The 19830-nt window shown below is 65.9% G+C and carries 21 protein-coding genes; 12 read left to right on the forward strand and 9 right to left on the reverse strand.

Annotated features, from left to right (window positions below; translation table 11 throughout):
- Positions 1-37 precede the first annotated feature (37 nt).
- On the forward strand, positions 38-886 hold the full coding sequence (locus ETX26_RS05395; protein WP_129523621.1) for an AAA family ATPase: 849 nt from the start codon (positions 38-40) through the stop codon (positions 884-886).
- Positions 887-906: 20 nt separating this feature from the next.
- Here the strand turns inward: ETX26_RS05395 and ETX26_RS05400 are convergent, their stop codons facing one another.
- The 3 genes from ETX26_RS05400 to ETX26_RS05410 are packed head-to-tail and all read right to left on the reverse strand — an operon-like array spanning position 907 to position 2903.
- The gene (locus ETX26_RS05400; protein WP_129523622.1) at positions 907-1206 is read right to left on the reverse strand and encodes a CcdB family protein; all 300 of its coding nucleotides are present in this window, start codon (positions 1204-1206) and stop codon (positions 907-909) included.
- Complete coding sequence (locus ETX26_RS05405; RefSeq protein WP_129523623.1) at positions 1206-1448, reverse strand: type II toxin-antitoxin system CcdA family antitoxin; 243 nt, start codon at positions 1446-1448, stop codon at positions 1206-1208. Before ETX26_RS05405 ends, ETX26_RS05400 begins: the two co-directional genes overlap by 1 nt.
- Positions 1449-1502: 54 nt before the next feature.
- A complete protein-coding gene (locus tag ETX26_RS05410; RefSeq protein ID WP_129523624.1) occupies positions 1503-2903 on the reverse strand; it encodes a methyl-accepting chemotaxis protein in 1401 nt (466 codons plus the stop codon).
- Between the two features lie 127 nt (positions 2904-3030).
- On the opposite strand from ETX26_RS05410, the gene ETX26_RS05415 reads away from it, so the two are divergent.
- The 4 genes from ETX26_RS05415 to ETX26_RS05430 are packed head-to-tail and all read left to right on the forward strand — an operon-like array spanning position 3031 to position 5962.
- Positions 3031-4212, forward strand: coding sequence for a vWA domain-containing protein (locus ETX26_RS05415; protein WP_129523625.1), 1182 nt, complete (start codon positions 3031-3033; stop codon positions 4210-4212).
- On the forward strand, positions 4209-4643 hold the full coding sequence (locus ETX26_RS05420) for a hypothetical protein (RefSeq protein WP_129523626.1): 435 nt from the start codon (positions 4209-4211) through the stop codon (positions 4641-4643). Before ETX26_RS05415 ends, ETX26_RS05420 begins: the two co-directional genes overlap by 4 nt.
- A gap of 3 nt (positions 4644-4646) precedes the next feature.
- Entirely contained in the window at positions 4647-5510 is an 864-nt protein-coding gene (locus tag ETX26_RS05425) for a DUF817 domain-containing protein (protein ID WP_129523627.1), read from the forward strand.
- A gap of 44 nt (positions 5511-5554) precedes the next feature.
- On the forward strand, positions 5555-5962 hold the full coding sequence (locus ETX26_RS05430; RefSeq protein WP_129523628.1) for a hypothetical protein: 408 nt from the start codon (positions 5555-5557) through the stop codon (positions 5960-5962).
- Here ETX26_RS05430 and ETX26_RS05435 read toward each other — a convergent pair.
- The 3 genes from ETX26_RS05435 to ETX26_RS05445 form a co-directional block, all read right to left on the reverse strand.
- The gene (locus ETX26_RS05435; RefSeq protein WP_129523629.1) at positions 5959-7251 is read right to left on the reverse strand and encodes a spinster family MFS transporter; all 1293 of its coding nucleotides are present in this window, start codon (positions 7249-7251) and stop codon (positions 5959-5961) included. The genes ETX26_RS05430 and ETX26_RS05435 overlap by 4 nt on opposite strands.
- Positions 7252-7331: 80 nt before the next feature.
- The gene (locus tag ETX26_RS05440; RefSeq protein ID WP_129523630.1) at positions 7332-8531 is read right to left on the reverse strand and encodes an exo-beta-N-acetylmuramidase NamZ family protein; all 1200 of its coding nucleotides are present in this window, start codon (positions 8529-8531) and stop codon (positions 7332-7334) included.
- Positions 8528-9070, reverse strand: a complete 543-nt coding sequence (locus tag ETX26_RS05445; protein WP_129523631.1) for a DOMON-like domain-containing protein — start codon at positions 9068-9070, stop codon at positions 8528-8530. Before ETX26_RS05445 ends, ETX26_RS05440 begins: the two co-directional genes overlap by 4 nt.
- 46 nt (positions 9071-9116) lie before the next feature.
- Here ETX26_RS05445 and tyrS point away from each other — a divergent pair, with 46 nt between their 5' ends.
- The 7 genes from tyrS (at position 9117) to aqpZ (ending at position 15920) form a co-directional block, all read left to right on the forward strand.
- Positions 9117-10343, forward strand: a complete 1227-nt coding sequence (gene tyrS / locus ETX26_RS05450; protein WP_129523632.1) for a tyrosine--tRNA ligase — start codon at positions 9117-9119, stop codon at positions 10341-10343.
- 114 nt (positions 10344-10457) lie between these two features.
- A complete protein-coding gene (locus ETX26_RS05455) occupies positions 10458-10796 on the forward strand; it encodes a PilZ domain-containing protein (RefSeq protein ID WP_191984702.1) in 339 nt (112 codons plus the stop codon).
- Between the two features lie 79 nt (positions 10797-10875).
- Positions 10876-12168 (forward strand): MFS transporter, encoded by a 1293-nt coding sequence (locus ETX26_RS05460; RefSeq protein ID WP_129523633.1) that lies wholly within the window; start codon positions 10876-10878, stop codon positions 12166-12168.
- On the forward strand, positions 12165-13085 hold the full coding sequence (gene cysK, locus ETX26_RS05465; protein WP_129523634.1) for a cysteine synthase A: 921 nt from the start codon (positions 12165-12167) through the stop codon (positions 13083-13085). The genes ETX26_RS05460 and cysK overlap by 4 nt, the downstream gene beginning before the upstream one ends.
- A 116-nt stretch (positions 13086-13201) precedes the next feature.
- On the forward strand, positions 13202-14341 hold the full coding sequence (locus ETX26_RS05470) for an FAD-dependent oxidoreductase (protein WP_129523635.1): 1140 nt from the start codon (positions 13202-13204) through the stop codon (positions 14339-14341).
- Positions 14342-14383: 42 nt separating this feature from the next.
- Positions 14384-15094: a dienelactone hydrolase family protein gene (locus tag ETX26_RS05475; RefSeq protein ID WP_129523636.1), complete on the forward strand. Its 711-nt coding sequence runs from the start codon at positions 14384-14386 to the stop codon at positions 15092-15094.
- A 103-nt stretch (positions 15095-15197) separates the two neighbouring features.
- Complete coding sequence (gene aqpZ, locus ETX26_RS05480) at positions 15198-15920, forward strand: aquaporin Z (RefSeq protein ID WP_129523637.1); 723 nt, start codon at positions 15198-15200, stop codon at positions 15918-15920.
- Positions 15921-17143: 1223 nt separating this feature from the next.
- Here the strand turns inward: aqpZ and ETX26_RS05485 are convergent.
- The 3 genes from ETX26_RS05485 to hisI are packed head-to-tail and all read right to left on the reverse strand — an operon-like array spanning position 17144 to position 19800.
- Positions 17144-18961, reverse strand: coding sequence for an acyl-CoA dehydrogenase C-terminal domain-containing protein (locus ETX26_RS05485; RefSeq protein ID WP_129523638.1), 1818 nt, complete (start codon positions 18959-18961; stop codon positions 17144-17146).
- 29 nt (positions 18962-18990) lie between these two features.
- Positions 18991-19425: a MerR family transcriptional regulator gene (locus tag ETX26_RS05490; RefSeq protein WP_129523639.1), complete on the reverse strand. Its 435-nt coding sequence runs from the start codon at positions 19423-19425 to the stop codon at positions 18991-18993.
- A 30-nt stretch (positions 19426-19455) separates the two neighbouring features.
- Positions 19456-19800, reverse strand: a complete 345-nt coding sequence (gene hisI, locus ETX26_RS05495; protein ID WP_129523640.1) for a phosphoribosyl-AMP cyclohydrolase — start codon at positions 19798-19800, stop codon at positions 19456-19458.
- Positions 19801-19830 lie beyond the last annotated feature (30 nt).

Genomic DNA, 19830 nt, shown 5'->3' on the forward strand with positions numbered 1-19830 from the left:
CACCTTAACGCGCACGTAAAGTTGCAAGAGGAAACGGATGACCCAGCGCTTCGAAGGCACGAGCTCCTACATCGCGACCGAGGACCTGAAGGTGGCGGTCAACGCCGCGGTCACGCTGCGGCGGCCGCTGCTGGTGAAAGGTGAACCCGGCACGGGCAAGACGGTGCTGGCGCACGAGATTGCCAAGGCGATCGACGCGCCGCTGATCGAATGGAACGTGAAGTCCACCACAAAGGCACACCAGGGGCTCTACGAATACGACGCGGTCGCACGCCTGCGCGACGGCCAGCTCGGTGACGAGCGGGTCCACGACATCCGCAACTACATCAAGCGTGGCAAGCTATGGGAAGCGTTCACTGCGCCCGAGCTTCCCGTGCTGCTGATCGACGAGATCGACAAGGCCGACATCGAGTTCCCCAACGACCTGTTGCAGGAACTCGACCGGATGAGCTTCGACGTCTACGAAACGCAGGAGCGGATCGAGGCGAAGGAGCGTCCGATCGTCGTCATCACCTCGAACAACGAGAAGGAGCTGCCCGACGCCTTCCTGCGGCGCTGCTTCTTCCACTACATCAAGTTTCCCGACCGCGACACGATGCGCGAGATCATCGAGGTTCACTTCCCCGGCATTCAGAAAACCCTCGTCACCAAGGCGATGGAGGTCTTCTACGAAATACGCGACGTGCCGGGCCTGAAGAAGAAGCCCTCGACCAGCGAATTGCTCGACTGGCTCAAACTGCTGCTGAACGAGGACATGCCGCTGGAGGTCCTGCAGGACTCCAACCCCAACAGCGCGATCCCGCCCCTCCACGGCGCGCTGCTGAAGAACGAGCAGGACGTGATGCTGTTCGAAAGGCTGGCCTTCATGGCGCGGCGGCAGGGGTGATTTTCCGACCCGCTTGGTGATCAGAATCCCGAGATGAGCATGTCCAGGGCGTTGCCGATGGCGACGTCGTGCTCGGCCAGCGACCCGACGCGCGATTGCAACTCGGTGACCGGAATGCTGGCGGCGGCTTGCGGCACCACCAGGCGGGACAGGCCCTCGAACTCGATCACCGGATTGAGACGCCCCAGTCGCGGAGGCGCCTCTTCGGCGAGCATGAGCGGAACGACAAAGCGCGTCTTCAAATCACGGAGCAAGTCGGCCTGGCAGTCGACGACGAGCGTTGAGCCGTCGCGAAGACGGTAGACATCGAACTTCGCCATCAAAACTGACGGAATTTCGCCAGCGGAAGGCCGTTCTGTTCGAAATAGCAGTTCCAGGCCTCGATCGCTTCGGCATTCTCCGCGCGCCATCGCTCGGCCCGTGTCTCGACGATTTGCTCGGCGAGCCCTCGCTCACAGGCACGGGAGAGATTGATGTCGAGTTCGCGCGCTTCTGCGACCAGCGTCTCGTCGAGCGAAACGTTGGTTGCGCGGCGAGTGACGCGTTCGGCTACCCTTGGCATGAATCATCACCTTTCATGCGCAACATATATGCGCATAGCTCGAGGTGGCAATTCTCAATCGAAGCTATAGGCCAGCTCGAAATCGCCCCAGCGGCGGCCGGCGATGTAGATCGGGACATAGACGTTGCGCACCACGCGGTACGTCTTGCCGTCGCCTTCCTGGCGATAGACCGCCATCATGTACGGATCGCTGCTGCGCTTGGCCTTCTGGTCGATCGGGTCGAAGATGATGCGGCCATTGCGGCACGAATGCGTATCGTGCGCCAGGTCGCCCGTCGGGGCCTGCGAGTGCTTGGTCAGATGGGTCGGGAGATAGCCGTTCATGTCGGTGCAGGCCGCGCCCATGACCGAGGGATCGCCCTCCTCCGCGTTGTCGAGCAATTGCCGCCAGGTTTCATGCGCCCAGTCCATCAGCGAGGTGCGGAAGCGTTTGGGATTGCTGCCCTCGATCTCTTGGTAGTCCTGGTCGAACAATTGCGCCGGGCTCAGTTGGCCGGCCGCGATCGCCTCTTCCGCCAGGCGTTCCACCTCGCGCGCGCTTTCCTGCGCACGCTCGACCATGGCGCTATCTTGCGGCGATAGGCCGGCCTTGACGATCGAATCGAACATCTCGCTCGCGGTCATCTCGAGGTCGACCATGCGGCGGTGGGCGCTCTGGAGCTTGCTTTCGTTCTCGATCGCAGCGGCGTCGAAGTTCTCCAGCACGCGCTGGACGCGGCCCACGTGCCCGCTGATAGTGCCCGTTGCGCGCGCGATCTCGTCGTTCTGGCGGTCGACTTCCTCGACCAGTTCGGCGACCCCCTGGATCGTCTGCTCGATCTGGAACACGGAGGCCTTGGCTTCCTTGCTCGCTTCGGCGCCGCTTTCGATCTGCTGGATGACGGAGTTGGCCTCGCTGCCGAGGGCGTCGATCGTGCGCGCGATCTCCTCGGTGGCGCGGCGGGTGTCGCCGGCGAGGCTCTTCACTTCGTTCGCGACGACCGCGAAAGTGCGGCCCGCATCGCCGGCGCGCATGGCCTCGATGGTGGCGTTGAGTGCGAGGATGTTGGTGGTCTCGGCGATCTGCTCGATATCCTGCGAGCAGCGCCGTACCTGGTCCATTGCCGCGGCGAAGCCGGTGACATGCTGGGTCAGCGTGTCGACCAGTTCGAGGAGGCCGGTGATCTGGCCGAGCGACGACTGGATGAGTTCGGTGCCCTGCCCCAGGCGGTCGATCGCGCGCTCGGAGAGCATGCGCGCCTCGTCACTGGCTTGCGAGACCTTGCGCTGGTCCGCCTCGAGCTCTTCGACCGTGCCGCGCAGCGCGGTATGCTCGGCGCGCAGGATCTCCGATGATTTGATGACCGCCTCGACGATGCCCGCGACATCGGTACAGCCGACGGTAACCTCGCCGCAGCTTTCCGGAATGCGGTCGATCGGCTCATTTCCGCCGGTGCCGATCTTGAGCTCTTCCATGAAATCTGTTCTCCCCGCGTCTGGACGGCGAACGGCATATCGCCCCATGGTTAGCGAAGGTTTAAGCGCGTGGGCCTTACGCAACGTCACGCTGGCGGTCGCGAGGCTGAGCAGGTAGGACGCGGATATGTTCTTCAGTTTCGTCGACGAGCTGCGGGCCGCGGGAATCCCGGCGAGCTTCAAGGAGCACCTCACGCTGCTGGAGGCGCTCGACCGCGACGTGATCGAGCAGACGCCGGAGGCGTTCTACTACCTCTCGCGCGCCACGTTCGTGAAGGACGAGGGGCTGCTCGACCGGTTCGACCAGGTGTTCCAGAAGGTATTCAAGGGCATCCTGACCGACTACGACCAGAACCCGACGGACATTCCGGAGGACTGGCTCAAGGCCGTGGCCGAGAAGTTCCTCACCCCGGAGGAGATGGAGAAGATCAAGTCCCTGGGCGATTGGGACGAGATCATGGAAACGCTCAAGAAGCGGCTCGAGGAACAGGAAAAGCGCCACCAGGGTGGCAACAAGTGGATCGGCACCGGCGGCACCTCGCCGTTCGGCAATTCCGGCTACAATCCCGAAGGGGTGCGGATCGGCGGCGAGAGCAAGCACAAGCGCGCGATCAAGGTGTGGGACAAGCGCGAGTTCCGCAATCTCGACAACACGAAGGAACTCGGGACCCGCAATATCAAGATGGCGCTGCGCCGCCTGCGCCGGTTCGCGCGCGAAGGGGCGGCCGACGAGCTCGATCTGGACGCGACGATAGAAGGCACGGCCAAGCAGGGCTGGCTCGACATCCATATGCGGCCGGAGCGGCACAATGCGGTCAAGCTGCTGCTGTTCCTCGACGTCGGCGGGTCGATGGACCCGTTCATCAAGCTCTGCGAGGAGCTGTTCAGCGCGGCGACGAGCGAGTTCAAGAATCTCGAGTTCTTCTACTTCCACAACTGCCTCTACGAAGGCGTGTGGAAGGACAACCGCCGCCGCTGGCAGGAACGGACCAAGACCTGGGACGTGCTCCACAAGTACGGGCACGACTACAAGGTCATCTTCGTCGGCGACGCGGCGATGAGCCCCTACGAGATCACCCACCCGGGCGGCAGCGTCGAGCACATGAACGAGGAAGCCGGCGCGGTGTGGATGCAGCGGGTGACCAACACCTACCCCGCAACCGTCTGGCTCAATCCCGTGCCGGAAAAGCAGTGGGGCTATTCGCAGTCGACCAAGCTGATGAAGCAGCTCGTGAACGACCGCATGTATCCGCTCACGCTCGACGGGCTCGACGACGCCATGCGCGAGCTCAGCCGCAAGCAGGGATGAAGCGCGCGGCCCGCGCACTTCTGGCCATGGCGGCGTCGGGGCTTGTGGCGTGCGAGGTTCAAGACCCCAGTGGTCGCGACAGGTGCACACTGGAAGCTATCGGGGAGGAAACTGGCGCGCATTCATTCAACGCCGAGCTGCTGATACCTAAATCCTATCAAACGGGTGCGGAGACCACCAATGGCGGCATCGTCGTACTTCAACCAGGGTGCGACTTTCCACTGAATGCATTTTTCGCGGACGCAACGGCAAACGTTTTGATAGAGCAAGCGGCGAGCTTTCCCGAGGGCCGTGAGTACCAATCTCCTGCAAGGGCAGAACTGTTCATCTGGCGTTTTCGAGATGGATCGAGGGAGCCACGCTTCTTCGTGAGGTCATTCTCCGACCTCGAGCCAACTATCGACGCCGACGCCGCGCAAAGAACTGAGTAGGCTTTGACAACCCGCCTTAGGTCCAGCCACACCCGCTTCGAGGCGGTCCGCCGCCGTCTCGAGACGTTCGATCCGGGCGCGGGCTGGCGGCTCTGGCTCTACGAGTTCCTGCTGTTCGGCTTCAAGCAGGCCTGGGCCTGCCTGTTCGGCGCGCTCCTGCTCGCTCTCCTGCTGGGGACGCATCTCTTCTACCCCGATGATGCGCCGCTGCATCGCTACGACTTCCTCACGCTGGCGGCGATCGGCATCCAGCTCGCGCTGCTCGCCTTCCGTCTGGAAACGCCGCGCGAGGCCTCGGTGATCCTGATCTTCCATGTGGTCGGCACGGTGATGGAACTGTTCAAGACTGCGGCCGGATCGTGGGTCTATCCCGAGGCCAGCGCGCTGCACATCGGCGCGGTGCCGCTGTTCTCGGGCTTCATGTACGCGGCCGTCGGCAGCTACATCGCGCGCGTCTGGCGGATATTCGACTTCCGCTTCAGCCACTATCCGCCTCAATGGGCGACGTGGCTGTTGGCGGCGGCGATCTACGTCAACTTCTTCGCCCATCACTGGACCGTGGACATCCGCTATGTCCTGTTCGCAGCGACCGCGGTGCTCTTCTGGCGGACGCGGATCCACTTCCGCAACTGGCAGGTGCATCGCTGGATGCCGCTTCTGCTCGGCTTCGGCCTCGTAGCGTTGTTCATCTGGTTTGCCGAGAACATCGCGACGTTCGCCAACGCCTGGCACTATCCGGGACAGGAGGACGGGTGGGACATGGTTTCCCCGGCAAAGCTCGGGAGCTGGTACTTGCTGATGCTGATCAGCTTCGTGCTGGTGGCACTGGTTCAGCCGGTGCGGGAGCCCGATCCGCCTGTAGATTGAGCTGCGGGCGGAATTCGGGTATCGTTTCGGGCGAAGGAGCGCCCATGCACTGGATTTCGCTTCCACTCGCCGCGATCGCCTTTGCAGGTCCGATCCAATCGGACAGCGCCCGTACGCCCGAACAGGGGCGGCTGCCTGCGGATTATCGACCGTGCACCGGCACGGTGCCCGTCTTCAATCCGGAAGGATGCCCTCCCGCCCGGCTCACCGCCGAAGAGCCGGCCGCACCCGAGGAGCATGCATGCGAGGACCGGATTTCGCTCGTTCGTGAGGCGACCGGGCAGCCGAAGCTGGATCGGCAGCCTGCGACCCCCGAGCGGCCGCACATGATCGCCGCGGTCGACAAGCGGATCGACGGCTGCGCGGTCATGCAGATGCACCGCGATGTCGATGACATCCGGCCCCTTCCCGCCGCCCCAGATCAGCAAGCGAAGGTCTATCGCGGCGGTTAGCCCTGCCGGTCGAGTTCCGTGTCGAGCCTCAGGCTGCAACGCCAGAAGAAGAAGGCCGGCACCAGACCAAGGAACGCAGCGCCGTAGAGGACGTAACGCACGCTCTCCTCGCCATAGGCGGGTTGCAGCAGGTCGGACAGCATCCCGAAGAACAGCGGACCCAGGCCCAGGCCGATCAGGTTCTGGAAGAACAGCACCATCGCCGCGGCGATCGCCCGCGTCCGCAGCGGTACCAGCCCCTGCGCCGCCGAATAGGTCGGACCATAGTAAAGCGAGTTGCAGATGGTCGGAATGATGAGCAGCAGGAGCGCCACGAACCAGTTCGACGACTGGTAGGCGAGGAAGGCGAAGGGCACGGCGATCGCCATTCCGATCGCCGGCGCGCTGAGCACGTGCCGCCGGTTCTTCGAGCCGAACCTGTCCGCCAGGTAGCCGCCGAACCAGGTCCCGAAAATGCCCGCCGCGCCGTTCACTACGCCGAACCAGAACCCGACCTCGCCGGGCGACAGCTCATGCGTGCGCTGGAAGAAGATCGTCGTCCAGGTCACCTTGCCGTAGGCCAGGAACGCAGCGGTCGAGCCCGCCGCGAGCAGCAGGACGAAGGCTTTCGATCGCATGACCAGGCGCACCGCAGCCCAGGTCGACATGCCGGCCTCCTCCTGCGTCTGCGCCTTTGCGGCGGCGGCCATCTGCTGACGCGGCTCGCGAAGCGCAAAGTGGACCACGAAGGCGAGCGCGACGCCCGGAAGCCCGACGATCAGGAAAGCCATGCGCCAACCAACCCAGTCGGCGAGGAAGCCGCCGATCATCATGCCGAGCAGCGTGCCGATGGGAATGCCGAGGGCGTAGAAGGCCAACGCCGAACTGCGCCGCTCGGGCGGCACGATATCGCTGATCAGCGAATGCGCCGGGGGCGTGCAGCCGGCCTCGCCCACGCCCACGCCGATGCGGGCCAGCAAAAGCTGAACGAAGTTGTTGGCCAGACCGCACAGCGCGGTCATCGCCGACCAGATGGCGAGCGCGATTGCGATCAGCCGCGGGCGATTGGTCGTCGGCCGGTCGGCATAGCGAGCGATCGGCAGGCCGAGCGCGGTATAGAACAGCGCAAAGGCCAGCCCCGTCATCAGGCCGATCTGCGTGTCGCTGAGCCCCAGGTCGATCGCGATGGGCTCCGCCAGAATATTGACGATCTGCCGGTCGATGAAATTGAAGATGTAGACGATCAGCAGAATCCAGAGCGTCGCACGGACCGAGCGCGACGTGTTTTCGGCCTGTGCCGCTGATGCCATATTCGACCCTCTCCGAAGCGCGGGTATGCCCGTCGCGAGAGCTGAACCTTCTTTATGTAGGGCGCTTCGTCAAGGCTGAATCAGGGATATAGAAGAACGGGTGCGATTTCCTCCCGCCAGTGCCGCTCGTCCGTGCCGGCCATGTGATCGAGATCGCCCGGTTCGGCCGCGGGATCGTCGACCCACGCGCGAAGCGCCGGGCCGCCGTTGATCACGTCGATCGCCAGGCGCTCCAGTTCGTACTCGTAGGGAAAATCGCGCCAGAGATCGTAGTCGGGCTGAAGCCGCCGGATCGCCTTGAAGGCGAGCGCCTGCAAGCGCCAGGGGCGGAAGGCGTCGTGCGCGTAGAACGGGCCCTCCGCATGGATCATCAGCGCGTTGCAGAGCTTGCCGGCGTGCTTGTGGAAGGTCGGCTCGAACCAGCACTCGCGCAGAGCGCATCCGGCGAGCCATTGGGGCGCCAGTTCCTCCATCTCGGCAAGCACCGCGCCCGCGTCGATATCGGGCGCGCCGAACAGCACCTCGAGCGGGCGGGTCGTCCCCCTCCCCTCGCTCAGCGTCGTCCCCTCGAGCATGACCGTGCCCGCATAGGCACGGGCCATGTTGACGTTCGCCGCGTTGGGGCTCGGGTTGATCCAGACCCGCTCCGGCGGCCAGCCATGCCCGGGGCCATCGGGCTGCCAGCCCTCGACCCCGATCACGCGATAATCGACGTCGAGGCCGAAATGCCGCACGAACCAGTGCCCCATCTCGCCCAGCGTCAGCCCATGGCGCATCGGCATCGGCGCGGCGCCGACGAAGCTCTCTTGCCCCGGCACCAGTAGCGTGCCTTCCACCGGGCGCCCGGCGGGATTGGGCCGGTCGAGCACCCAAACGCTTTTGCCGTGGCGCGCCGCCTCTTCAAGCAGGTAGAGCAGCGTGGTGACGAACGTGTAGATGCGGCAGCCGAGGTCCTGCAGGTCGAACAGGAACACGTCGGCGTTTGCCATCATCGCGTCGGTCGGTCGGCGCACCTCGCCGTAGAGGCTGAAGACGGGAATGCCGTAGCGCGGATCGGTCTCGTCCGCCGTCTCGACCATGTTGTCCTGCTTGTCGCCCTTCAGCCCGTGCTGCGGCCCGAAGGCACTTGTCACGCCGAAGCCGGCGCGGATCAGCGCGTCGAGGCTGTGGGTCAGGTCCTCGGTTACGGACGCAGGGTGGGCGACGAGCGCCACTCGCCGCCCTTCGAGCGGCTTCCGGAGAACAGGGTCGGCAAGCAGCCGGTCGATGCCGAATTTCATGCCGTCGCGGGTGCCGCAAGCCTCGCCGCGAAGCAAGTGTCGTGATGGAAGTCGGGCCCGCGCTCCGGGTGGACGATCGCCCAGTAGCTCTTCACCCCGCCCTGCTCTTCGATCACGGCCGAGAGCCCGGCCGCACATTCCGCATGCGGGAGCCCCGCGCGCGGCACGGTTGCGTCGAAGATCGCCATGGCGCTCCCGATCCGCATCACGCAATCGGGCTCCCGCGGAAACGCCCGTTCGGTCATTCCATCACGATAGGCGGTAAAATCGTAGGCGGCCCACCGCTCCGACGGCGAGAGGTTGATCTCGCAATAGGCGGTGCCGCTCTCAGGCTTGAGGAACAGCTCGAAGCAGGTCGTCCGCCACAGCTCGTCCGCACGGCCGCGGCCGGCGAAGGGCGGGACGACCAGCTTGCCGATCCCCTCGATCCGCCAGCGCAGCCGCAGCCATTCGCTGTCCGAGTTGAGAATCCGCGCCTCGACCCGGGTTACTGCGAGCGGCGGATAGGCCGGATGGGCGATGAGTTCATGCGTTTGCAAGCCATACTCCTCGTGCTACGCGCGGCGCCCCGATCAGAGGAACCCGATGACGACCTACGAATCCGAACTGCTGCGCGTGCTCGACGAGCGCGGCTATGTCCATCAGGCGACCGACGCGAAGGGGCTGGACGCCCTCGCCGCGCGGCAGGTCGTGCCGGGCTATATCGGGTTCGACGCCACCGCGCCCTCGCTCCATGTCGGCAGCCTGGTGCAGATCATGATGCTGCGCCGCCTGCAGCAGACCGGCCACAAGCCGATCGTGCTGATGGGCGGCGGCACGACGCGGATCGGCGACCCGACCGGGCGCGACGAGAGCCGCAAGATGCTGACCGACGCGGCGATTGCCGAGAATATCGCCGGCATTCGCAAGGTGTTCGAGAAACTGCTCACGTTCGGCGACGGCCCGACCGACGCGGTCATGGTCGACAACCAGGACTGGCTGGGCCAGCTCGGCTATATCGAGATGCTGCAGAAGGTCGGCACGCACTTCACGGTCAACCGGATGCTGACATTCGATTCGGTGCGCCTGCGGCTCGAGCGCGAGCAGCCGATGACCTTTCTCGAATTCAACTACATGATCCTCCAGGGCTACGATTTCCGGCACCTGTCGCAGGAGATGGGCGCACGGCTGCAGATGGGCGGCAGCGACCAGTGGGGGAACATCGTCAACGGGGTCGAACTCGGCCGGCGGATGGACGGGACGGAGCTCTTCGGCCTCACCACCCCGCTGCTGACCACGGCCGACGGCGCCAAGATGGGCAAGACCGCGGGCGGCGCGGTGTGGCTCAACGAGGAGCAGCTCCCCGCCTACGATTTCTGGCAGTACTGGCGCAACGTGGACGACCGCGACGTCGGCCGCTTCCTTCGCCTGTTCACCGATTTGCCGCTCCACGAAATCGCTCGGCTCGAGGCGCTTGAGGGAAGCGAGATCAATGTTGCCAAGGTCGTGCTTGCAAACGAGGTGACCCGATTGGTGCGCGGTGCGGATGCCGCGCGCTCGGCGGAAGCGACGGCGGCGGAGACTTTCGCGGGGGGTTCGGGTGAGGATCTCCCGACTCTCGCCGTCGGGCCCGAAGGCATGCGGATCGGGTCGGTGCTGACGGAGATCGGCTTCACCGCCTCCAACGGGGAGGCCAAGCGCAAGATCGCCGAAGGCGCGGTGAAGCTCGACGGCGATGCAGTGACCGATCCGGCGTCGCTCGTGCTGCCGGCCGAGGGGCAGGAAATCCGCCTCAGCCTGGGCAAGAAGAAGCACGGCGTGCTGACTCGCTGATCGCGGCGCAGCGTTCCGGTTTCGGTATAGATCGAGCGACCGGCGGCTTTACCAATTGTAAGACTTTTGAGAACACTAGGGACAACCATATCAGGAGCAAGAGGGTTGTCGTTAGTGTCTGCCGGAGCCAATCTGAGCGTTACCGACATGCGCCGCGCGGCGCGCCATCCGGTAGATCACCCGGTGATCGCCGAACATCACGATCGCGGCGATCTGCCGCTCCACATCTGCAATATTTCCGCTCATGGCTTCATGGTCGACAACGCGAAGGATCTCGCGCGCGGCGATCGCGTGATGCTGCGCCTGCCGGTGATCGGCCTGATCGAGGCCTACGTGATCTGGACCCGCGACACGCGTGCCGGCTTCCAGTTCGAGCGAATCATCCGACTGGACGACTTCGTGAGCCTGATCGACACGCTCCAGCCCAATCCGCGCCTGCGCCGACGCCGCTGAACGGCGCGGCAAGCGCCGCTTTTCGTCCCGTTCGATCTGATTGCTTGGCTTGCGGCATGGGCAATGCCATGGCGCCTGCGTGACCGAACCGCGTTCTCCCTTCCGCATCGCCAACTTCCGTGCGTACTGGATTTCGCGTCTGTCGATGACGCTGGCGCAGTACGCGATGATGCTCATCATCGGGTGGCAGACCTACAATATCGCGCGCGACGGCGGAATGAGCGTGGCCGGCGCGTCGGGCCAGCTGGCGCTGATCGGGCTGTTCCAGTTCGTCCCGCTGTTCCTTCTGACGCCTTTCTCGGGCCTTGCGGCCGACCGCTTCGACCGGCGCAATCTCGCCCGGCTGACCGTTCTCCTGCAGCTCGCCTGCGCCGCCGCGCTGGCGCTGCTCACCTGGCGAGAGGCCATTGCGCTGCACTGGCTCTACACGATCGCCGTGGTGCTTGGCGTGGTGCGCGCGTTCAACGGCCCCGCGCTTTCCGCCCTCGCGCCCAACCTCGTGCCCAAGACGATCCTGCCCAACGCCATCGCGCTCAGTTCGATCGCATGGCAGGCAGGGATGATCGTCGGTCCGGCGATCGGCGGTTATCTCTACGCGATCGTGCCCGCTCTTCCCTACGCGGTCGCCGCGGGCCTGCTTGCCATCTCGATCGTGGCGCTGAGCACGATCGGCCGCGTCCCGCAGCCGCCGATCCCCGGTGCGGCCCGCCCGATCGGCCAGATGATCGACGGGCTGCACTACGTCGTGCGCAACAAGATGGTGCTGGGGGCGATCACGCTCGATCTCTTCGCGGTGTTTCTGGCCGGGGCGACGGCCTTGTTCCCGGTCTATGCACGCGACATTCTCCAGGTTGGTGAAACGGGTCTCGCCCAGCTCGCAATGGCGCCGGCGACCGGCGCGGCGCTCACCGCTTTGTGGTTCTCGTTCCGTCCGCTCAAGTCGAACGTCGGCCCCAAGATGCTCTGGGCGGTTGCCGCCTTCGGCACCGCGACGGTCATCTTCGGCATCTCCACCTGGATGCCGCTCAGCCTCGCGATGCTCTTTATCGTCGGCGCGGCGGACATGTTCTCGGTCTACATCCGCCAGTCGCTGATCCAGCTTCATACGCCCGACGACAAGCGCGGCCGGGTCTCCTCCGTGTCGCTGCTGACGATTTCCGCCTCGAACGAGTTCGGCGATTTCTTCTCGGGCACGCTGGCATGGCTGATCGGCCCGGTCCTGGCGGTCGTGAGCGGGGGCATCGGCGCAGTGATCACCGTCGCCCTCTGGGCGAAGATCTTCCCCGTCCTCCGCACCACCCGGACCTTTGACCCGCCGGAAGAATTGGACGATCATACACCGGAAGAAAAGCTGCAGGAGAACATCCCATGAAAGCCGCCAGCGTTCTAGAGACCATCGGCCGCACTCCGCACATCAGGCTCTCGCGAATGTTCCCCGACCACGAGGTATGGGTGAAGAGCGAGCGCGCCAACCCCGGCGGTTCGATCAAGGACCGCATCGCGCTCGCCATGGTCGAGGATGCGGAGAAGTCCGGCGCGCTCAAGCCCGGCGGCACGATCATCGAGCCGACCAGCGGCAACACCGGCATCGGCCTCGCCATGGTCGCGGCGGTCAAGGGGTACAAGCTCGTGCTCGTCATGCCCGAAAGCATGAGTATCGAGCGCCGCCGCCTGATGCTCGCTTACGGCGCCACCTTCGATCTCACGCCCAAGGAAAAGGGCATGAAGGGCGCGATCGAGCGCGCCAGCGAGCTGGCCGCGGAGACCGAAGGCGCGTGGATCCCCAGCCAGTTCGACAACGAGGCGAACTGGAAGGTCCATCTCGCAACGACCGCGAAGGAGATCCTCGAGGATTTCGGCGACAGCCCGATCGACGTGCTCGTCACGGGCGTCGGCACCGGCGGGCATCTCACGGGCTGCGCCGAAGAGCTGAAGCGGCACTGGAACGGAATGAGGGCCTACGCGGTCGAGCCGGAGCTCTCGCCCGTGATCTCGGGCGGCCAGCCCGGCCCGCACCCGATCCAGGGCATCGGGGCCGGCTTCATTCCGGGCAACCTGCATACCCAGGCGATCGACGGTGCGATCCAGGTGACGGCCGACGAAGCCAAGGACATGGCCCGCCGCTGCGCGCGCGAGGAAGGTCTGCTGGTCGGCATATCGAGCGGAGCGACGCTGGCGGCGATCGCCAGGAAGCTCGGCGACCTCGACAGCGGCGCCCGGGTGCTCGGCTTCAACTACGACACCGGCGAGCGCTATCTCTCGGTGCCCGACTTCCTGCCCGAGGAGTAGGAGCCACCCCGTTCCGTCGGCCCTGAGCTTGCCGAAGGGCGGTCTTTCCCTTTAGCGTGACGCTCGAACATCGTGCGGTGCTTCGAAGTCAGCATGAACGGACGTGGGAGGTCGGGTTGAAAGTCGAACGACGCACCGTGCTTGTCGGCAGCGCCGCCGCTCTCCTCGCGGGCTGCACCCGCACCGGCGGCGCGCTCACCTCCGCGCCGACGGCCCCGCGCCTCGCCCCGCTCCACTTCGATGCGGCGCACCTGATGAAGATAACCGTCTGCCTGCGCCCGTTCCGCCCGGCGGGCCCGCGGCTCGAGGCCGAGCGCTTCGGCGAGAAGACGGTGGTCCACAACTACGGCCACGGCGGTTCGGGCTGGTCGCTGAGCTGGGGCTGCGCCGCCGAAGCCACGACGCTGGCGCGCTCGGGCGGCGCCGGCGAGTTCGCGGTGATCGGCGCGGGGGTGATCGGTCTCACCACCGCGCTGCGCCTTGTCGAGACGGGTGCGAAGGTTACCATCTACGCCGAGGAATTCCCCGCCGAGACCCGCTCCGCCCGTGCCACCGGCGTGTGGTCGCCGAGCAGCCGGATCGCGCTCGCCGATGGCGCACCCGACGGCTTTGCCGAACGCTGGGAAAGCTGGGCCCGCATCGCCCATGCCGCACACCTGCGGATGGTCGGACTGCCCGGGGATCCGGTCGAGTTTCTGCCGGAGTACGAGGTAAGCGGCGGCGAAAGCGGCGCCTCGCCGCCGGCCGCGCACGACTTCCTCCATCTCAACCGCCGGGTCCGCGATCTGCGCCCGCCCTGGCGGCGGCTCGAGCCGGGCGAGAACCCGTTCGCCCCGCGCGATGCTGCGACCGGGCAGGGGATGGTGTTCAATGTCGCCAGCTACGCCGACCGGCTTGCGCAGCTCTTCATGCTCCGTGGCGGCCGGATGATCCGCCGCGCCTTTCCCGATCGGACGGCTGTCCTGGCCCTGCCCGAGACGGTGATCGTCAACTGCATGGGCTACGGCGCGAAGGACATCTGGGGCGATAGCGGGATGGTCCCGGTGCGCGGCCAGATCGGCTGGCTGATCCCGCAGCCCGAGGCGCGCTATGCGGTCTACTACGGGGGCGTCAACGCGATCTCGCGCCGTGATGGCGTCGTGATCCAGTACTACGGCCCGAACGAGGACTTCGGCTACGGCGATCCCGACGAGATCGTGGATCGGGTCGAAACCGAGCGCGCGCTGGAGATACTGCGCGGCGTGTACCTCTCGTAACCGCAGCGGGGACGGGACCGAAAGGAGCGAGTCGGAAAGGCGATGGAGCGACTTGAACCGATTTCCTACCGGGACGGGGAAACCGCCCTCACCGGTCATCTCGCCCGCCCGGCGGGAAAGCCGCGGGCGGCGATTGCAGTTTTCCCGACGATCATGAATTCCACGCCTGCGGTCGAGGCCAAGGCGTGCGTATTGGCCGAGGCCGGTTACCTGGCGATGATCTGCGACTTCTACGGCCGGCAGCCGGACGGCCCGGTGGCGTTCGAATGGGCCGACGCGCTGCGCGCCGACACCGGTGCCTGGCGCGCACGCCTTCGTGCCGGGCTCGCCGCGCTGCGCGAAATCGCGCCGGACCTGCGGCAGGCGGCGATCGGCTTCTGCATGGGAGGCCAGGCAGTGCTCGAACTGGCCCGCGACGGGGCCGAGCTCGCGCTGGTGACGAGCTTTCACGGCCTGCTGGAGACCAAGGCGCCTGCCGCGCCGGGCAGCGTGAAGGCGCGCATTCTCGTCTGCCACGGCGATGCCGATCCGCTGGTGCCGCGCGAACATGTCCTGCGCTTCTGGGAAGAGATGGACCGCGCGGGGGCCGACTGGCACTTCCATGGCTACAGCGGCGTGAAACACGGCTTCACCAACCCCGATCCTCCCTCGGGCAATCCGGTGGTCGACTACGACGCCAGCGCCGACCGCCAGAGCTGGGCGGCGATGGGGGAAATGCTCGCCGAAGTTCTCGACCAGGCCGCTCGCGCCTGAACGCCGGGCGGCGCGGGACACACTCATTAACTTTTCTCTTTCCTGCGATTGTGTCTTAACCTGTCCGGGGAGACGATAGACAACGGAGAGGGAGGAGAAAGATATGGTCCGCAAACTCGGGGCCGAGTTCTTCGGTACGTTCTGGCTCGTATTCGGCGGCTGCGGCGCGGCCGTTCTTGCGGCGGGATTTCCGGAACTCGGGATAGGCTTCGCCGGGGTCGCCCTGGCGTTCGGGCTGACGGTCCTGACCATGGCCTACGCGGTCGGCGGGATCTCCGGCGGCCATTTCAACCCGGCGGTGACGCTGGGGCTGGCGCTCGCCGGGCGGGTGCCCTGGAGCGACGTGGTTCCCTACTGGATCGCGCAAGTCGTGGCCGGGATCGTCGCCGGCGCCACGCTGCTGGCGATCGCGTCCGGCCAGGCCGGGTTCGAAGCCGGCGGATTCGCCACGAACGGCTTCGGCGATCTATCGCCCGGCGGCTACTCCATGCAGGCGGCGCTGCTGATCGAGATCATCCTGACCGCAGGTTTCCTGGTCGTGATTCTCGGGTCGACCTCGAAAGTGGCGCCCGCGGGCTTCGCCCCGCTGGCGATCGGCCTGGCGCTCACGCTGATCCATCTCATCTCGATTCCGGTGACGAACACGTCGGTCAATCCGGCGCGCTCGACCGGCGTCGCCCTGTTCGCGGATACCGCGGCGACCGGCCAGCTCTGGCTGTTCTGGCTCGCACCCCTGGCAGGCGCCGCGCTGGGCGCCCTGATCTGGCGCTTCCTGCTGATGCCGGGCGAGAGCCTCGGACATCTCGCGGGAAAACCGGAGGCCTGAATAGAAGGGGTTCTCGCGCGGAGACGCGGAGGAGGGCCGCGCGCCTTCCTTTATTATCCGCTCACTTCGTCATTCCCGCGAAAGCGGGGATCCAGGGACGAGCGCTGGACAATGGATCCCCGCCGTGCGCGGGGATGACGAAAGGGGGGAGGATTCGCCAGCCGGCACGCGGCGGGGCTTCTGCGCGTCTCGGCGTCTTCGCGGCGCGCGCTTTTCCTCCCCGTCATCCCAGCTTTCGCCGGGATGACGTGAGCGGGGTGCACCGACTGCACCCACACAACATCCTCCGGCGGCGAACCCGGATGCGTGACGCCTGGGAACTCGGATCGCGCGGCCGGTGCGGCACGCCAGGAGGCGTGCGCGGGGTCGGGCGGGTGGCGGTTTGGTTGCGAACGACCGACGGATGCGTTTGCGGCGTGAGGTTCGCCGCACCCGATCCGCTTGCCCGCCGCCGCCGCGGTGGGGCCCGGTTCGATCCCTCGGCTCCGGGACTGGCGGGCGCAGACGGCCGGGACTCGCCAAAAGTCCGCCCGTGCCCCGTGGCTGATCCGCCACGCCAGCGCGCGGTGGGCCGCTGCCGGGAGACCCGGGGCTGATCGCCGGGTTCGCAAGGGCAGCGCGCAGGCACCGCGAACATCCATGTCCCGGCTTCCGGCGGAAGGGAGCGAGCTTCCGGCTCCTTGGGAGTACACACCCGAGCCTTGCATCGCACGCCAGCCGCACCGGCCGCGCCGCTGGAGCGAGGAGCAGAGCCCATCGACCAGCGGAAGAGAGACAAGGCACCGTCGACACAAGCGCCTGCCCCGATCCTCGTTGCCTGGCGTTGAGGTCCACCAGGCCAGCACCCCATAACCTATATGGTTCGTTTTGTCAAGGTGGCTGGTAAACCGGATGAGGGGGCGCCGCTTTCCACCCCTCGTCATCCCAGCGAAAGCTGGGATCGCGTGCGGCACCGTACGACCTGGCGGAGAGCGATCCCAGCTTTCGCTGAGATGACGGGAAGCGCAGAAGCGTAAGGTAGAGGCCCGCTCTGCCGCCACCCTTTGTCTTCTGCCGCCTCCCCCCTTGTCATCCCCGCGGACGCGGGGATCCAGGGTCGCCGTCAACCCACAGATCCCCGCTTTCGAGGATGACAGAATCGTACGCGCGGGATGAGCTCTGCGCCCGCGCTTTCACCTCCGGGGCCTTCCTCCCGGAAGGGGCCGATCGACGCGATGCGGGCCCTACGCCGCCGTGGCGAAGGCCTCCTCCCCCAGGGCCATGACGCTTTCGCTGCCCGCCTCGAGCTTGCGCCGCAGCGCGCCCGCGTCGGGCAGGAAGCGTTCGGCGTAGTAGCGGGCGGTGACCAGCTTCGCCTCGTAGAACGCCCGGTCGCTTTCACCACCTTCGCCGCCTTCGGCCAGCCTCGCTTGCGCGACCTTGGCCATGCGCAGCCACATCAGGCCGAGCGTCACGATCCCCATGATATGCATGTAATGATGCGCGCCCGCGCCGAGGTTGTTGGGGTTCTGCATCGCGTTCTGCATGAACCACATGGTCGCGGCCTGCTGTTCGTTCAGCGCCTTCTCGAGCCGTTCGGCGAGCGGGCCGAGCGTCTCATCGTCCTTGGCCGCCGCGGCTTCCTCGCCCACCAGTTTGAAGAACGCCTGGATCGCCGCTCCGCCGTTCTGCGCCAGCTTGCGGCCGCACAGGTCCATCGCCTGGATGCCGTTGGTGCCTTCGTAGATCTGGGTGATGCGGGCATCGCGCACGAACTGCTCCATGCCCCATTCCTTGATGTAGCCGTGCCCGCCAAAGACCTGCTGCATGTTGACTGCGGTCTCGAACCCCTTGTCGGTACCGTAGCCCTTGATCACCGGGGTCATCAGCCCGAGCAGCATGTCGGCCTCGGCGCGTTCTTCCTCGCTCGCGGCCTTGTGCGTCAGGTCGACGAGCAGCGCGCCCCACAGCGCGAATGCGCGGAAGCCCTCGGTAAAGGCCTTGGCGTCCATCAGCATGCGTCGCACGTCGGGGTGGACGATGATCGGGTCGGCTTTCTCGTCCGGCTCGGCCGGCCCGGTCAGCGCGCGCCCCTGCCGCCGGTCGAGCGCGTAGGCGACCGCGTTCTGATAGGCGGCTTCGGCCTGGCTGAAGCCCTGAATGCCGACGCCCAGACGCGCCGCGTTCATCATGATGAACATCGCGGCGAGGCCCTTGTTCTCCTCGCCGACCATCCAGCCTTTGGCCTCGTCGTAGTTGAGGACGCAGGTGGAGTTGCCGTGGATGCCCATCTTGTGTTCGATCGAGCCGCAGCTGACGCCGTTGCGCTCACCGAGCGAGCCGTCGTCGTTCACCAGCACCTTGGGCACCACGAACAGCGAGATGCCCTTGGTCGAGTCGGGCGCGCCCGGGGTCTTGGCCAGCACGAGGTGAACGATCTGCTCGGTCAGGTCGTGCTCGCCGGCCGAGATGAAGATCTTGGTTCCCGTGATCGCGTAGCTGCCGTCGGCCTGCGGTTCCGCCCGGGTGCGGATCAGGCCAAGGTCGGTGCCGCACTGCGGCTCCGTCAGGTTCATCGTGCCGAGCCATTCGTTGGCGATCATCTTCGGCACGTATTTCGCCTGCTGCTCGGGAGAGCCTTTCGCAAGCAGGGCGGAGACGGCGCCATTGGTCAGGCCGGGATACATGCCGAACGCCTGGTTGGCGGAGGAAATGAACTCCTCGATCACGAAGCCGAGCACATGCGGCATGCCCTGCCCGCCGAACTCCTCCGGAGCGGAAATCGTGCCCCATCCCGCTTCGCGGAACTGCTGGAACGCCTCCTTGAAGCCAGGCGGCGTCGTGACCGAGCCGTCATCGTTCCGTGTGCAGCCGTGCTCGTCGCCCGCCCGGTTGAGCGGCGCGAGCACTTCGGAGCAGAACTTGCCCGCTTCGTTGATCACCGTGTCGATCATGTCGGGCGTGGCGCTCTCGAAGCCCGGCAGGTCGCCGTAGCTGGCGAGGTCGAGCACTTCGTTGACCACGAAGCGCGTGTCGCGGGTCGGGGCGGTATAAGTCGGCATTGGTCGGTCCTGCAAAAAAAGTGTGCTGGTCAGTCGATCGATTCGACGAGCTTGATGAAGGCGCTCAGTTCCTTGATCGAGGAATCGATGTCCGCCTTCTGACGCTTGAGCTTTGCGACGTGCGCGCGGCATTTCTCGACCGTCACGCGCCGCTGTTCGACTCGCCCGTCGCCGAGGTCGTAGAGGTCGATCATCTCGCGAATTTCGGAAAGCGAGAAGCCGACGTTCTTCGCCCGCATGATCCACGCGAGTCGGGCGCGGTCGCGCTTCGAGTAGACACGCGTCAGACCGAGGCGCTTGGGAGCGATCAGCCCTTCGTCTTCGTAAAAACGCAGAGCGCGTGCGGTGCAGCCGAATTCCGACGTCAGGTCGGAGATCGAGTATTGCTCGCGCGAATGCTTGTCGGGGCGCTCGAGATGAGCGCCGGAGTGCGGTTCGGGCAGCTTGCGGGCGGGATCGGACATGGCCGCAGAATAATACCCTTTACGTAAACGTCAATCGCCGGGAACCAGCCAGTCGTCTTCGAGGCGGCGGAAGAAGCAGCTCTCGGCGCCGGTGTGACAGGTGGGCCCTTGAGGGCGGCAGCGGAGCACAACCGCATCCTGATCGCAATCGACCAGAATCTCGTCGACCTGCAGGGTATTGCCCGACGTTTCCCCCTTCAGCCAGAGCGTTCCGCGCGAACGTGAGTAGAAGTGGGCAAGACCGGTCTCGCGTGTCTTCGCAAGTGCTTCGCGGTCCATGAAGGCGACCATGCGCACCGCCCCGTCCCCGCTATCGACGACCACTGCGGTGAGCAGTCCGTGGCCATCGAACTTCGGTGCGAATTGATCGGTCATTGGCTTTCCATCATGCGGAGCGGACACATG

The sequence above is a fragment of the Pelagerythrobacter rhizovicinus genome, assembly GCF_004135625.1.
GTDB classification, from domain to species: Bacteria; Pseudomonadota; Alphaproteobacteria; order Sphingomonadales; family Sphingomonadaceae; genus Pelagerythrobacter; species Pelagerythrobacter rhizovicinus.

Coding starts and splice junctions, on each gene's coding strand:
- ETX26_RS05395 (WP_129523621.1), top strand. CDS start 38: ATGACCCAGCGCTTCGAAGGCACGAGCTCCTACATCGCGACCGAGGAC.
- ETX26_RS05400 (WP_129523622.1), bottom strand. CDS start 1,206: ATGGCGAAGTTCGATGTCTACCGTCTTCGCGACGGCTCAACGCTCGTC.
- ETX26_RS05405 (WP_129523623.1), bottom strand. CDS start 1,448: ATGCCAAGGGTAGCCGAACGCGTCACTCGCCGCGCAACCAACGTTTCG.
- ETX26_RS05410 (WP_129523624.1), bottom strand. CDS start 2,903: ATGGAAGAGCTCAAGATCGGCACCGGCGGAAATGAGCCGATCGACCGC.
- ETX26_RS05415 (WP_129523625.1), top strand. CDS start 3,031: ATGTTCTTCAGTTTCGTCGACGAGCTGCGGGCCGCGGGAATCCCGGCG.
- ETX26_RS05420 (WP_129523626.1), top strand. CDS start 4,209: ATGAAGCGCGCGGCCCGCGCACTTCTGGCCATGGCGGCGTCGGGGCTT.
- ETX26_RS05430 (WP_129523628.1), top strand. CDS start 5,555: ATGCACTGGATTTCGCTTCCACTCGCCGCGATCGCCTTTGCAGGTCCG.
- ETX26_RS05435 (WP_129523629.1), bottom strand. CDS start 7,251: ATGGCATCAGCGGCACAGGCCGAAAACACGTCGCGCTCGGTCCGTGCG.
- ETX26_RS05440 (WP_129523630.1), bottom strand. CDS start 8,531: ATGAAATTCGGCATCGACCGGCTGCTTGCCGACCCTGTTCTCCGGAAG.
- tyrS (WP_129523632.1), top strand. CDS start 9,117: ATGACGACCTACGAATCCGAACTGCTGCGCGTGCTCGACGAGCGCGGC.
- cysK (WP_129523634.1), top strand. CDS start 12,165: ATGAAAGCCGCCAGCGTTCTAGAGACCATCGGCCGCACTCCGCACATC.
- ETX26_RS05475 (WP_129523636.1), top strand. CDS start 14,384: ATGGAGCGACTTGAACCGATTTCCTACCGGGACGGGGAAACCGCCCTC.
- aqpZ (WP_129523637.1), top strand. CDS start 15,198: ATGGTCCGCAAACTCGGGGCCGAGTTCTTCGGTACGTTCTGGCTCGTA.
- ETX26_RS05485 (WP_129523638.1), bottom strand. CDS start 18,961: ATGCCGACTTATACCGCCCCGACCCGCGACACGCGCTTCGTGGTCAAC.
- ETX26_RS05490 (WP_129523639.1), bottom strand. CDS start 19,425: ATGTCCGATCCCGCCCGCAAGCTGCCCGAACCGCACTCCGGCGCTCAT.
- hisI (WP_129523640.1), bottom strand. CDS start 19,800: ATGACCGATCAATTCGCACCGAAGTTCGATGGCCACGGACTGCTCACC.